Here is a 13953-nt window from a genome sequence, read left to right on the forward strand (position 1 = left end):
CAGAATAGCGTCACAAGTTACGGCTGCGCCTAAACTTGCGACATGGCAGGGACATGACTCAGCATTCCTTCAATTTAAAACTTGCGAAACCCTTAACTTATTAAGCAAAACGCTATCCTTTTGGGCATAAAAACTGTTGAAATAAAAGTGAGGCCGCGTTGTTTTTAAGGCAGGATTTAGGTGAGGTCGCCCACATTTAATAACTTGCAGCCGATTGAAAATGTAGCTAAACAACTTCGGTCACTTTTTTTAAAGCAGCTTAAAACATGAAAGTACTCATCATCGGATCGGGCGCCCGCGAACACGCCATAGCCTGGAAACTCAGCCAAAGTCAATATTGCGAAAAAATATTCGTAGCGCCCGGCAATGCCGGCACCGCGCAATTTGCCACCAACGTAGATGTTTCCATTACCGATTTTGAGGAAATAGCCAAATTCGCCACCGATTTTGATATCATGATGGTGGTGGTAGGGCAGGAGGCAGCGCTGGTAGACGGCATTCACGATTATTTCCTGGCTACCGAATACCTGAAAGAAATTCTGGTGGTTGGTCCTTGCAAAGCCGGCGCGCAGCTGGAAGGCAGCAAAGATTTTTCGAAGAAATTCATGCAGCAATACGGCATCCCAACCGCCAAATCGCAGACCTTTACTACCGACAACTTTGACGATGGCCTGGCTTACCTGCAAACCCAAAACTACCCAACAGTTTTAAAAGCTGATGGTTTAGCGGCCGGCAAAGGCGTAATTATTGCCCAGGACTTCGAAGAGGCCAGCTTCCATTTCAAAGACATGCTGCAAAACGCCCGTTTTGGCAAAGCGAGCGCGAAAGTGGTGGTGGAAGAATACCTGGACGGCATTGAAGTTTCGGCGTTCATTCTTACCGATGGCAAAGATTATCTCTTGCTGCCGGAAGCCAAAGATTACAAACGCATTGGCGAAGGCGATACCGGTTTGAATACAGGCGGGATGGGTTCCATTTCGCCGGTAAGTTTTGCCGACGACGTTTTTATGCAGAAAGTAAAAACCCGCATCATTGAGCCGACCTTAAAAGGTTTGCAAAGCGAAAATATTCCGTACAGCGGTTTCCTGTTCATTGGTTTAATGAGCGTGAAAGGCGAACCTTACGTGATCGAATACAACGTGCGCCTCGGCGATCCGGAAACCGAATCTATTTTGCCGCGCATTAAATCCGATCTTTTCGAAATGTTCCAAGCGCTGCACGATCATACTTTAGGTCAGTTCAAACTGGAAATTGATCCAAGAACGGCCGCCACGGTAATGCTGGTAGCCGGCGGTTACCCCGAAAATTACGCGAAAGAAAAAGAAATTTCCGGTTTGGATCAGGCAAAAGATGTGCACGTTTTTCATGCCGGCACCAAGCTGAACCACGATCATAAAGTAGTAACGAACGGCGGCCGCGTAATAGCAGTTACTGCCTTAGGCGAAAACCTGCACCAAGCGCTGGAAAAAGCCAACACTGCCGCATCGGCTATTACCTGGCAAAACCGTTACTTCCGCCGAGACATTGGCTTCGATCTGAAAGCACTGGCAGATAAAAAAGGCACTGCCGCTGCCCCGGAACATGACCAGATTTTAGGCTAAAAAGCATAACGTTTCTAACGGTCACTCTGAGCCTGTCGGAGAAACTAACGCGTACTACGATGGAGTTTAAGCGTAGCGATAAATTTCTTTCCTAAGTTGGGTTTCATGCGGGCTCAGTACGCGTTACTTCCCTCTGCTTCGCTCGGCATGACCTAATAGAAACATACCATTTCAAAGCAAAAAAAGTAGCGCGGGGTTTAAATCCTGCGCTACTTTTTTATTTACAATTTCAAACACAAAAAAGCCCGGACTGCTCAGTCCGGGCTTTTTTTTGCTTTCCAGGCCCGAAACGCTACCGTTTTTGCCTTCAAAAGTCCAGATACTAACTACCAGGTACTAACTACCCGATACCAGCTACCAATAAATTAGCAGTTTGCTTCGAAAGCGCCTTTCAGGTTATCTACAATGCGTACCAGGTCGTTGCCTTCTATGTGATGGCGCTCGATTATGTGTACCAGTTCGCCGTTTTTAAACAACGCGATAGACGGCGAAGATGGCGGATAAGGCAGCATGTATTCGCGGGCTTTAGAAACGGCATCGGCTTCCATGCCGGCAAACACCGTGATCATTTTCGACGGCTTTTTATCGGCGGAAGAAATGGCCATTTTCAGGGCCGGGCGGGCTTTGGAAGCGGCACAACCACAAACCGAATTGATGGCTACCAAAACGGTACCTTCTTTTTCTGAAAGCACGTTTTCTACTTCTTCCGGGGTCATTAATTGCTCGAAACCAGCCGAAGTAAGATCTTCGCGGATCGGGGCTACCATATATTCAGGATACATTCCCATAATTCAGATATTTTTAGCTGAAACATAATTACTTCTGCAAATTTACGAAAACCAAGCCGGAATAACGAATCCTGACAGAAAGACAGAGAACTAATGGTTAATTATTAGGGAATTGGGCAATAGTAAAAGTATTAAAATAAAAACTGCCAGCTGAATACTCAACCGGCAGTTTTTAAATCTATTATCAGGATATTAATCATTATCCATGAATCACTAATCACTAATTATAAACTTTCACCATGTAAATAAAGTCCTTCAGCTTTTTGAGTTGCTGTTTGCGGGCACGGCCGCTTAAGGTATTTTGGCGGTTAAAAGAAACGCGGGTGGCTGAATCGGACTTCAGTTGCTGGGCAATGCTCATTAAATAAGCCGATTTGGTGGCAAAAGCCGCGCCCTGCGCATCGAGCTGCTTGCCGCTGATCACGCCAATGAGGTTGCCTTTATCGTCGAAGAGCGGACCGCCGGAGTTACCCGGATTCAGCGGAATGGAGATCTGATACGCAGCCGTGTCGCCTTCAAAACCCGATTGGGAGCTCAGCGAACCTTCGCCAAAAACCATGTCTTCGCGCGGGAAACCAAGGGTGTAAACTTTTTCACCCAGCTCCGCATCGGTGTTAGCAACGGTATAAGGCAGGCTGCCAAAGGTGGTAAAATTAGGGTCGGTAACTTTCAGGATGGCCAGGTCGTGGTCCAGGTCCTTGTAAACTTCGATTACTTTAAAACGGTTGCCGTTCTTGTTTTCGATGTAAACCGAATCGGAATCTTTAATTACGTGGTAGCTGGTTACAAAATAGCCGTTTTCGGTGAGCGCAAACCCGGTTCCGCTAAAAGCCCCCGGATTGATTTCATTTTTAGGCGTTTTCTGGTTTTGGTTGAAGGCCCGGTTTATGGCCCGCTGGTTTTTCTTGATCTTTTCTACTTCGCGGCGCAATTCAGTATACCGGATGGTTTGCTGCTTGCCCATGGTATTCCAGAGCTGAATACTAAAGAGCGTACTGAAAACGGTTAGAATGGCTACCGAAGCTGCTACGGCCATGGTAGTGGCATGCGCTTTCCAGAACATTTTCCATTTCGGGTCGCTTTGTAAAACAGGCTGCGCAGGCAATATTTCGGGCGCCGTTTCAGCTTCCATATCGGCATGAATGGCCGCCATTTTTTGTTTCAGGTGCTGGCGGCGCCCAAATTGCTGTAACGTACCGGTCAGTTCCTCGAACTGCCGCGAACGGTGCGCTAAAATGGGGTCCTGGAGGAGTTGCGCTTCAAAATCGGAGGCCTCCTGGTCGGTCATATCACCGGCAAGGTAGCGTTCAATTAAGGCGTAAGCTTCTGTTTCAGTCATGGCATTTTTCCGTTTCCGGAATGGTTAAGGGCAGCGCCTCTATTGGGCCGGCGCGACGGTTTTATAAGCGGCAAAGAACAATTTCTTCAGCCGCATCAGGCATTTATATTTTTGGTTCTTGGCATTGTCGGCGTTGGTGTAGCCGAATTTTTCCGTAATGTCCTGCATAGAACGTGCCTGCAGGTAAAAATCTTCGAGCAGGGTGCGGCACGGTTCGCCTAGCTGGTTCATGGCCTGCTCCATTACTGAAAATTTCAGTTCGGTTTCTTCCGGTGCAACCGGTTCATCTTCCAGGCCAATAAAATTCTCTGAATCGATCACCCCGGAAAACCGGTTCTTTTCAGCCAGTTTCTTAAGCCAGAGCCGCCGGCAAACCGAATACAGGTAAGTTTTGATCTGGCAGGTTAGCTCCAGCGTGCCGTCTTTGATCTTCTCATAGAAAACCAGGATACCTTCCTGAAAAATGTCTTTGGCTTCGTCGGAAGTACCGCTGTTACTCAGAATAAAATGCGCAACCATGGGGTAATGCAATTTATACAGGTAACTCAACGCCCGGTCATCGTCCTGCCGGATGCCGGCAATCAAAGATTCATCAGTATGTTCTGCCGCTCGCTGCATGCACGTTTCAAGTGTTTATACCATTTAGGACCTTTTGTAACCCACAAAAAAAAATATTTTTTACCGGGTTACTTCTTAGCCTTTCTGGTATGAAGGTGAGAAATTTAAAACTAAAACACTTAAACCGATAAACAAAATGAAAAACACAATCAAATTAGCAGTAGTTGCTTTCGCTTTCGCCGCTTTCACTACTTCATGCAGCAAAACTGAGAAAACGGTAGAGAACACAACTGAAAGCGTAGAAACTACTGTTGATGACGCTACCACTCCGGAAGCTGGTGATACTGCGGTAGTTATCGATCAGGAAGCTGATGCAGTTATCAAAACGGATACTACTGTTACTGAAGTGAAATAATTGCTTATATATTATTTTTTCTGCGAAAAGTCCGGCCTTAACAAGCCGGACTTTTTTTTTTACCCTTCCCGGATTTTTTCTGTTTCGGTGTAAGTTCCAATAAAGTTTGTCTGAATCAGGATTTATAGGATTTGAGGATAGCCAGGATTGTTTGTCTGAACACGATTTTTGTGATTAAAGGATGGGCAAGATTTCACGCATATCGCCAGCGCAGCGTTTCCTGAAGATCACGTTATCTAAGAAGCTAAACTAAAAAGAAGCGGGCTACGAAGGGAAACTCTACCAGTTTCTGTGAGAGCGGCCTCCAAGACTTCCGGTGCCGAGGAACGAGGCAGCCCGGCAGGGCAGGAAGGGTTGCAGCCGCGAGCGCAGAAACGAAGCCTCCCGGCTGGAGGGAGAAAGTTTAATTAGAAGTCAAAAGTTATGAGTTGAAAGCTAAAGGTCAGCTATGAAAACGCTATCCTTTCAGCCTTTAAAAGTCAATAGCAAGCTTTCTTATCAGCGTAAATAGATCCCTCCCCTCATCGGGATGACAGAAACCGACGTGAGGACGAAAAAAATGCTATCTTTTTCCCCTGAAAAACTAAAAAATCAGAAAGGAAACGCTAATTGATGCCCAAACCGCGCTTCCTCTTCCGAAAGCAGATTCGAAACCGAAATGCCCAGCAACCTTACCGGCAACTGCGGCACAAACGGCGTGCGCAGCAATTCCTTCGCCAGTTGCCAAAGCAGTTCCGCCGACTGAATGCCCGATAAAAACGTTTTGCTGCGCGTGTTCATGGTAAAATCGGCATACTTTATTTTAATAGTTACGGTGCGACCAGCGTTGTTTTTTTCTAACAGGTATTCGGCAATTTCATCGGCCAGAGGCTTCAGGCGTTCATCCATTTCTTCGGCAGTGGTCAGGTCTTCGGCGTAGGTGCGTTCGGCGCCTACCGATTTCCGGATGCGGTTCGGGTTTACCTGCCGGTCATCGTGCGCGCGGGCAATTTCGTAATAATAAAGCCCCGATTTTCCGAAATGTTTGCTGAGTTCAGCCAGGCTGCGTTGCTTCAGATCCAAACCGGTATGAATGCCCAGCGCGTGCATTCTGGCGGCCGTTACGCTGCCAATGCCGTAAAATTTTTCGATGGGCAGGGTTTCCACCAGCGCTTCCGCTTTTTCCGGACGAACCACCGTCAGCCCGTCGGGTTTCTGCAAGGCCGATGCTACTTTTGCCAGGAATTTGTTGTAGGAAACGCCCGCCGAAGCCGTAAGCTTGGTTTCTTCCAGAATGCGTTGCTTAATTTCTTTGGCAATTTGCGTAGCCGAAGCCAGCCCGAATTTGTTTTCGGTTACGTCCAGATACGCTTCATCCAAAGAAAGCGGTTCTACCAGGTCGGTATAGCTCAGAAAAATTTCCCGGATCTGCCGCGAAACGCTTTCATACACTTCGAACCGGGTTTTGGCAAAGATCAGGTGCGGACATTTGCGTTTAGCCAGGCTCCCCGGCATGGCCGAATGCACGCCGTACGCCCGGGCTTCGTAGCTCGCGGCTGCCACTACGCCGCGGGGCCCGCCGCCGCCCACTGCCACCGGTTTGCCGCGCAATTCCGGAAAATCGCGCTGCTCCACCGAAGCAAAAAAAGCGTCCATATCGATGTGAATGATCTTGCGCAAAGCGGGGAAAGTTTTATTACTTCAAAGATACGCATTGAAAACGGTATGATTTTCCGCTCAAAAACTCAAAGCAGATCTTCGAGCACTTTCCAGATATGTTGGGCCATTATTTTATGTCCTTCGGTGTTGGGGTGCACATGGTCGGGTAAATTTAAATGCGGCACGCCGGCTACACCTTCCAGCAGAAAAGGCACAAAAGCCAGGTTGTTTTTTAAAGCCAGTTCCCGGAATAAAACCCGGAATTCTGCCGCATAACGCCCCGGGAAAATATCAGGGATCTCCATACCCGCCAGCACGATCTTCGTTTCCGGATGGTGCTTTTTTACCACGTCAATAATTTCCTGCAGGTTCTGGCTCGTTTCCCGCGCCGGTATGCCGCGCAAGCCATCGTTGGCGCCCAGTTCCAGCACAAAAATATCCATTTGCCTTCCGATCCATTTATGAATGCGATACTTTCCGCCCGCCGTGGTTTCGCCGCTTACGCCTGCGTTCACCACGGTATAAGGTTTGCCCGCCGCCTTTATCTTTTGCTGGATCAGCGCCGGAAAGGCATTACTTTGCCCCACGCCGTAACCCGCCGAAAGACTGTTGCCAAAAAACAGTATGGTTTTCATCCGAAAAAGTAAAAGTTTGTTTCGGCTTATATACGGAAGGCAGCCCGGAATTACACCGGATTTAAAAATGAATTATTTACTATTTCCCCAGGCAAAAAAAGAGCCCTGCCAGTTTAATAGTAGGGCTTCTCTGGATTATAAAAAACAAAATTTCGGTTCGAATTAAAACTCCTTTAATTACCGCTTCCCTTACTTCACCACCATTAAAGTATCCTGGGTGTAGCCGGCAAAAATGCCGTAGCCATTCTGAATATTGCTGGGCATTACCACCGGTTCGCCGCTGAAAATATCGCCGCCCTGGTTATACAAATGCAGTTGCAGCTTGCGGTAATACTCATGATATTCCGGCGATACAGTTTTGAAAGCCAGCAACATCGTGTCTTTCTGGCCTGAGCCGTTGTTGCCGTAAGGCGGATAAAAATTCAGAGACAGTTCGTATTGCCGGCCGTTAAACAGGTTGTCTTTCAGCAGCATCCCGTTTTCGCCGCCATCTTCCACATCGTTCAGGTCGCTGAAAAAGTAGATCGGGTATTTGTAATACGCCACCTGTGGATTTGGACCTCCGGGATCGGAGGTGTAATAACTGTACAGTTGCTGACCGCTTACATTGTAGAAATTCTGCACGTGGCCGGGATCCTGAAAAGTGATCAGAAGCCTCGAAAAATACTGTCCGCCATCATCCAGACCGGCAGAATCGCGGATGCTGGCCTTCTGAATCGGAACTTTGCCCGGAATAGTACAGCTGGCCTGCGCATCCGGAAACCCCGGGGCTTTTACAATAAGCGTATAATTTTTATTTGCCTGCGGTGTAAAGTGTTTGGAGCGGTAATAACTTTCATAAGGATTACTGAAGAACGGCAAGGTATCTACCACAACGCTATTTTCCAGCAGCACCACTTTTGCGTTCGAAACTGCTACCGATTCTTTCCGGTCCAGCGGCCCGAGGGTTTTGTAAACCCGCACCGTTACCAGGCTATCGGGCGTAAGCAGGCAGTTTACCACCAGTTTCGATTCGTGCGGCGGCAGGTCAATATCTACCACCATTTCGCAGCTTGCCATTCCTGAAAACGGCAGCCACCACACGAATTTCAATATATTAAACAGACTTTTAAGCTTCATTTTGATACCGTTTTTTTAGTTTTCCTGAACAGGGATTTTATCAGAAAGTGAAATTGTAAGTAATAGCCGGAATGATCGGGAACAAGCTCACCTGTTTCAGACGGCGGTTGCCGCGTTGATCGTAGCCGTAGTAATAGTAGAAGGGATTCTTCCGGTTATAGGCATTGAAAACTGAAACGTTCCAGGTGCGGGTACCCCAGCTTTTTTCCTTCGTAAAATTGATGCCCACGTCCATGCGGTGGTAGCTGCGCATCCGGAAACCGTTGCGGCCGTCGTAGATCTCGATCTGCTGCCCAAAATAACCGCCGCCGTAACTGGTGGAATTATTGTTCATGGATGGATAGCGGCCTACAGCCAGCGTAATCGCGTTTCCCGTGCCGTAAACCCAGCTTCCCGAAAGGCTCACATCTTCGCTCAATTGGTAAGTAAGGGCAGCGCCAATATCGTGGCGACGGTCGTAGCGGAAAGGATATTTATTGCCCAGGTTTATGTTCGTGCCCGGAAATTGCCTCTCAGACCAAGCCAGCGTGTAGCCGATCCAGCCGTTGAGCCTGCCGGTTTTCTTTTGGAACAAAAACTCGCCGCCGTAGCTCCAGCCTTTGCCGCCGGTTTCCACGTTATCCTGCCAGTCGGAAGTGCTGCCGAAAAAATTGGAACCTTCTTTGTATTCGATCAGGCCGCGCATGGTGCGGTAATAGCCTTCCACGCTTACTTCGTATTCTTCCTCTTTTAAAGTCAGTGATTTTGCCAGTCCTAAAGCCACCTGCTGCGAAAATTGCGGCTTCACGCGGTCGGTAACCGGCACCCACAGGTCGGTTGGCAAGCCGGCATCGGAATTGGTAAGCAAATGCACGAATTGCTGCATGGTGGCGTAAGAAGCTTTCAATGAGTAGCGATCGGGTAGGAGGTAGCGGGCAGATAAACGCGGCTGGGCCGAAAAATAGCTTTTGCTGTTCACCAGGAAATTGGAAAAATGCAACCCGCCATTCACTTTCAGTTTCGGATTAATTTCCCAGTCGTCTTCCGCATAAACGGAGCTTTCCCAGGCTTTAATGTTTGAAGAGCCGAACGTGGTATCGGTTTTCTGGTCGCTGCCAAAGTTAGCGCGGATCGCGGTTACGCCCGGCCGGAACGTATGATAAATGGTTTGCGCCCCGAATTTAATGCTGTGCTGCGGGTCCGGATAAAAATCGAAATCGGTGCGGGCGCTGAAATCAGTAATACCGGAATTATAGCCGAAATACGCTTCTTCCTTTTTGGTTTCGCCGTTCTGGTTACTCGAATTTTTCTGCTCAAAATCTACCAGGAAGCGGTAGCGCGTAAAATTAACGGTAGTGTTGCTGAATAATTTTTCGTTAAAAAGGTGGTTCCAGCGCAGCGAAGTGAGCAAATTGCCCCACATCAGACGGCTTTTTCCCGTGGTTTCAAATTCGTTGTTGTCGCTGGTGTAATCATCCTCCATGGTAGCAATAGACTTGTCGTCGCCGCCGTAAAAGCTTAGGTACAAACGGTCGTTGGGCGAAAGAATGTGATTTATTTTCGCATTGAAATCGTAGAAATGATACCCGAACGAAACTGCGCCATCCGTAGCTGCTTTGGAAATTGGCCGCATAAAAAGATCGATGTAAGACCGCCGGCCCGAAACCATAAACGAGGTTTTGTCTTTAATGATTGGGCCTTCCAGCGCCAGTTTAGCTGAGATCAAACCCAAGGAACCGTAGCCTTTTATCTTTTTCATATTCCCTTCGCGCATTCTTATATCGAGCACCGAAGACAAACGGCCGCCGTAACGCGCCGGGTAACCGCCTTTGATCAAGGTCACGTTGCTGATGGCATCGGCATTAAAAACCGAGAAGAAACCACCCAGATGACTCACGTAATAAAGCGGCACACCATCCAGCAAAATTAAGTTCTGGTCGGGGCTGCCGCCGCGCACGTACAGCCCGGTACTGGCCTCGCCGCCACTTTGCACGCCTGGCATCAGCTGAATCACTTTCAATACATCTACTTCCCCAAATAAGGCCGGCATTTTCTTAACCAGTTCTATGGGCACTTCTACGGCGCTCATTTGCGTGGTTTCCTCGATGCGCGGATCCTTGGTAGCGGTGATTTCCACCTCACTTAATTCCTGACTCTGTTTCAGCGTTGTATTCAGGGTAAGATTGGCTTTTAAGTGAAAATGCTGCTGCTTCGGATGATAACCCACGTAAGAAAAAAGCAAAGCCACAGAATCGGCCGGAAGCGTGAGACTGTAAAAACCGAACTGGTTCGTAGAAGTGCCTTTGCCGGAACGCCGGTCGTAAACGGTGGCCCCGATCAGAGCTTCGCCCGATGATTCGTCTTTCACGTAGCCGTTTAAGGTAAACCGGTTTCCGGACTGAGCAAAACCCTGGTTTCCCAGCGTCAGGCCAGAGAGCAACAGGCACAGCAGCCAGCGCAGTTGTAATTGATTCATAGAAAAATTAGTGTAAGAAATTCCGAAACTTCTCAGGAAACGCTATAACAAAACCTTGCAAAAGTAAGACAATAAACCTGCATCATACCCTAGGTCGCACCTTGCAAACAGGCTATATAATGTGAAAGCTGGTTTTATATTGTTAGCGGCCTTGATTTTTTGGTGAATGGGTGGAATTGGAGGGTGATTACCCCGGTAGCAATTACGGAAGAGAGGCGTTAATTACTACTAATAATGTAACAGCTTTAAGAATTAAAATCAGTGTCTGGAATTTGAATTTAAGAACGTTCCGATTATCATTTCAGCCTCTTTCAGTTACCTGCTGTTTGATGACAAAAACTTCTTCCAGTAAAAGCCACGCAGTGCCTCCCGTTGCAACCCGCTAATAAGAAAGCAAGAAGAAATTATTCCGGAAAAGGTAAGATCGGAACTTGTATACCCGAAAAGCGAAATTTTATTTGTTGGCCAGCAGCCATGCGATGGCTTCTTCGCGCCGCTCAAAATTGGCTACCTGAAAATGAATGCCGATACCATTTATGATTTCCTGGTTGTAAAACCGGTATTTGCTTTCAATGCCTTCGAAGCTGCTTTTCAAACGTGCCATTTTCTGCAGCGAAGTCTGGGCAAGTCCGCTGAAAAGCAAGGTGAAAATATGCAGGTAGTGCTCCAGGGAAAGGGAATTGCGGTTTCGGGAAGAATCCAGCAGGAAATATTTTACCTCATACGTATTCATTGCCCAAAGCACCGCCTCAAACGATTCCTCAAAATACTGCACCATCAGCGGACTATTGTCGGGCCAGCGCGCGTACAGAACCCCGGTAGGCGGGTCGTATTCTAAATAAACCAAGTCTGTAAGATCGAGTACCAATAGGATCTGTATTTTTTCGGAAAACAGCTATGAACTGCAACAAAATTTTATACTGAAAACATAACCGGCTGCCTTTCTGAAGCGCCCTGTAGCCAGATCATTTAAAAACAAAAAGCCCCTCAGCGTTAACTAAGGGGCTTTTAAGTGGTCGCGTAGGGAGTCGAACCCCAAACCTTCTGATTCGTAGTCAGATGCTCTATCCAGTTGAGCTACGTGACCGTTTTGCTGTAATGCGATGCAAAGGTGGGGAAAATTTTGATTACTGTCAAGCCCTTGCTTAAATTTTTTCCATATTTTTTTCAGAACTGCGCTTTAAAGCCTTTTTAATGGCATTGTTGAGCAGATAGTAAAGCCCGAAGAGCGAAATCACAATTAAACCGATCAGCAATACTTTACCAAAAACGCCTTCGTTCGGGTCTTTGAGCAGATCTAATAAATTGCTGGCCTGGGTGCCGACCCAGAAAAAGAACAACGTGCGCGGTAACATGCCGGCCATGCTGGCAATTAAAAACTTCTTCAGGGGTACTCTGATAATAGAAAGCACGAAGGTCATGAAAGCAAAGGGCAGTACCGGCGAAATGCGCGCCAGCAAGATCAGTTCCCAGCTGTGGTGCTTGAGTTCGTCCATGACCAAAGCCGCTTTGGGGAAGTGGTTGATAAAAGCCGTCATGCGGCCGTGATCGATGCGCTGGGCCACCAGGTAACCAATAAAAGCGGCTACGCCATACGAAATAACCACCCCCGGAAAACCCACCCAACCCAGAAAAAAACCGGAAATAAGCGCAATGAACGTGGTAGGCGTGAAGGCAAAAGCCATGGTAAAGGAAGCCACCATGAAAAAAGCCAGCATTTGCCAGGCATTCAGGTTCAGAAAAACTTCCTGCTGTTCGTAGAAAAAGTAGATCAAAGCCGAACTGGCCGCCACCGGCACAGCAATAAGCAGGAAAAGCGAAACCAGCGTGCTCCGGTTTTCCCGGTAAAGTTGTTTTACAGCGTTTATGGGCATGTTTTTAATGTGCTAATTACTTAATGTGCTAATTTGAAGCTTTAGAATGAGGGAAAGTGGCAAGGTGAAAAATTGGAATAACGAAATTTCCTAATTAGCACATTAACGCATTTTCCATTAGCACATTAAAAATGGTAGGCATTTTACGGAAAAAAGTCGGGCATAGCTAAAACCGTTCCGGCAACGATGTTCGGCTAAAAATTTTTAACTTGCAAACGACATGCGGAAACGGTAGGGTTTTAGGCCTGAAAAGTGCTCGTTTGATAGCAGAACAATAAAACTCCCCGCAAGTCTTTTAATATTTTGTCTTACATCTTTAATCTGAAAACATGAAATTCGGAACCAAAGCCATACATGCCGGCGTAGAGCCGGATCCGACCACGGGTGCCATCATGACGCCCATTTACCAGACTTCAACCTACGTGCAACGCTCGCCCGGCGACCATAAAGGCTACGAATATTCGCGTACCCACAACCCAACCCGCACGCAGTTGCAAAACGCACTGGCAGCGCTGGAAAACGGCAAGCACGGCCTTTGCTTTGCCAGCGGCATGGCAGCGATAGACGCAGTAGTGAAATTGCTGAGCCCCGGCGACGAGGTGATCTCGACCAACGACCTTTACGGCGGCACCTACCGCATTTTTACCAAGATATTCCAAAATTACGGCATCAAGTTCCACTTTATTTCCATGGCCGATATTGCCAACGTGGAAAAATACGTGAACGAAAACACGAAACTGCTGTGGGTAGAAACGCCAACCAATCCGCTGCTGAACATCATCGATATCAAGGGTGCGGCTGCCATTGCCAAAAAGCACAACCTGAAACTGGTAGTGGACAATACCTTCTCTACGCCTTATTTACAAACGCCGCTTGATCTGGGCGCCGACATCGTGATGCACTCGCTTACCAAATATATGGGCGGCCATTCGGATGTGGTTATGGGCGCTTTGATCGTGAAAGACGATGAACTACACGAAAAATTAGCGTTTATCCAGAACGCCAGCGGCGGCACACCTGGTCCGCAGGATTGCTTTTTACTGCTTCGCGGTCTGAAAACCCTGCACCTGCGTATGCAGCGCCACTGCGAAAACGGCCGTAAAGTTGCCGAATACCTGAAAGCGCATCCGAAAGTAGAAAAAGTTTTCTGGCCGGGCTTCGAAGATCATAACAACCACGCCATTGCCAAATCACAGATGAACGATTTCGGCGGCATGATCTCGTTTGTGCTGAAAGGCGATAAAATGGAAGATGCTGTGAAAGTGCTCGAAAAAGTAAAATATTTTGCCCTGGCCGAATCGCTGGGCGGCGTAGAATCTTTGTGCGGCCACCCGGCCAGCATGACGCACGCCAGCATTCCGCGCGAAGAACGCCTGAAAGCCGGTTTATCTGATTCTTTAATTCGTTTAAGCGTGGGCGTGGAAGATGCCGAAGACCTGATCGAAGACCTTAAACAGGCCATTGGGTAGTTTTTAGCCCGAAAATAATACCGTTTTTTACAACAAAAAAGTCCTGGCAAAAGTCAGGACTT

Annotated in this window: 12 protein-coding genes and 1 tRNA gene; 3 read left to right on the plus strand and 10 right to left on the minus strand. The window is 47.7% G+C overall.

The window, feature by feature from the left end; genetic code table 11:
* The first annotated feature begins 266 nt into the window (after positions 1 to 266).
* Complete coding sequence (gene purD, locus I5M27_RS17675; RefSeq protein WP_200507723.1) at positions 267 to 1601, plus strand: phosphoribosylamine--glycine ligase; 1335 nt, start codon at positions 267 to 269, stop codon at positions 1599 to 1601.
* 365 nt (positions 1602 to 1966) lie between these two features.
* Here purD and I5M27_RS17680 read toward each other — a convergent pair whose 3' ends face one another.
* The 3 genes from I5M27_RS17680 to I5M27_RS17690 all read right to left on the minus strand — a co-directional run bounded on the left by I5M27_RS17680 (position 1967) and on the right by I5M27_RS17690 (position 4346).
* The gene (locus tag I5M27_RS17680; protein ID WP_317193624.1) at positions 1967 to 2383 is read right to left on the minus strand and encodes a BrxA/BrxB family bacilliredoxin; all 417 of its coding nucleotides are present in this window, start codon (positions 2381 to 2383) and stop codon (positions 1967 to 1969) included.
* Positions 2384 to 2609: 226 nt separating this feature from the next.
* On the minus strand, positions 2610 to 3728 hold the full coding sequence (locus I5M27_RS17685) for a S1 family peptidase (RefSeq protein ID WP_200507725.1): 1119 nt from the start codon (positions 3726 to 3728) through the stop codon (positions 2610 to 2612).
* A 39-nt stretch (positions 3729 to 3767) separates the two neighbouring features.
* On the minus strand, positions 3768 to 4346 hold the full coding sequence (locus tag I5M27_RS17690; RefSeq protein ID WP_200507726.1) for an RNA polymerase sigma factor: 579 nt from the start codon (positions 4344 to 4346) through the stop codon (positions 3768 to 3770).
* A 136-nt stretch (positions 4347 to 4482) separates the two neighbouring features.
* Between I5M27_RS17690 and I5M27_RS17695 the strand changes: the two genes are divergently transcribed.
* A complete protein-coding gene (locus I5M27_RS17695; RefSeq protein WP_200507727.1) occupies positions 4483 to 4701 on the plus strand; it encodes a hypothetical protein in 219 nt (72 codons plus the stop codon).
* 591 nt (positions 4702 to 5292) lie between these two features.
* Here I5M27_RS17695 and dinB read toward each other — a convergent pair.
* From dinB to I5M27_RS17730, 7 genes are all read right to left on the minus strand, one after another.
* On the minus strand, positions 5293 to 6360 hold the full coding sequence (gene dinB / locus I5M27_RS17700; protein ID WP_262896462.1) for a DNA polymerase IV: 1068 nt from the start codon (positions 6358 to 6360) through the stop codon (positions 5293 to 5295).
* A 65-nt stretch (positions 6361 to 6425) separates the two neighbouring features.
* The gene (locus I5M27_RS17705; RefSeq protein ID WP_200507728.1) at positions 6426 to 6974 is read right to left on the minus strand and encodes an arylesterase; all 549 of its coding nucleotides are present in this window, start codon (positions 6972 to 6974) and stop codon (positions 6426 to 6428) included.
* Positions 6975 to 7163: 189 nt separating this feature from the next.
* Positions 7164 to 8093 carry a DUF4249 domain-containing protein gene (locus I5M27_RS17710; RefSeq protein ID WP_200507729.1) on the minus strand — a complete coding sequence of 310 codons (930 nt, stop codon included), beginning with the start codon at positions 8091 to 8093 and terminating at the stop codon, positions 7164 to 7166.
* 40 nt (positions 8094 to 8133) lie between these two features.
* Positions 8134 to 10548: a TonB-dependent receptor gene (locus I5M27_RS17715; RefSeq protein WP_200507730.1), complete on the minus strand. Its 2415-nt coding sequence runs from the start codon at positions 10546 to 10548 to the stop codon at positions 8134 to 8136.
* A 454-nt stretch (positions 10549 to 11002) separates the two neighbouring features.
* Positions 11003 to 11416, minus strand: a complete 414-nt coding sequence (locus tag I5M27_RS17720) for a hypothetical protein (RefSeq protein ID WP_200507731.1) — start codon at positions 11414 to 11416, stop codon at positions 11003 to 11005.
* Positions 11417 to 11561: 145 nt separating this feature from the next.
* A tRNA-Arg gene (locus tag I5M27_RS17725) sits at positions 11562 to 11635 on the minus strand.
* 58 nt (positions 11636 to 11693) lie between these two features.
* A complete protein-coding gene (locus tag I5M27_RS17730; protein WP_200507732.1) occupies positions 11694 to 12422 on the minus strand; it encodes a TVP38/TMEM64 family protein in 729 nt (242 codons plus the stop codon).
* A 329-nt stretch (positions 12423 to 12751) separates the two neighbouring features.
* On the opposite strand from I5M27_RS17730, the gene I5M27_RS17735 reads away from it, so the two are divergent.
* Entirely contained in the window at positions 12752 to 13891 is a 1140-nt protein-coding gene (locus I5M27_RS17735) for a cystathionine gamma-synthase (protein ID WP_200507733.1), read from the plus strand.
* Positions 13892 to 13953 lie beyond the last annotated feature (62 nt).

It is taken from the genome of Adhaeribacter terrigena (genome assembly GCF_016623615.1).
GTDB lineage: Bacteria > Bacteroidota > Bacteroidia > Cytophagales > Hymenobacteraceae > Adhaeribacter_A > Adhaeribacter_A terrigena.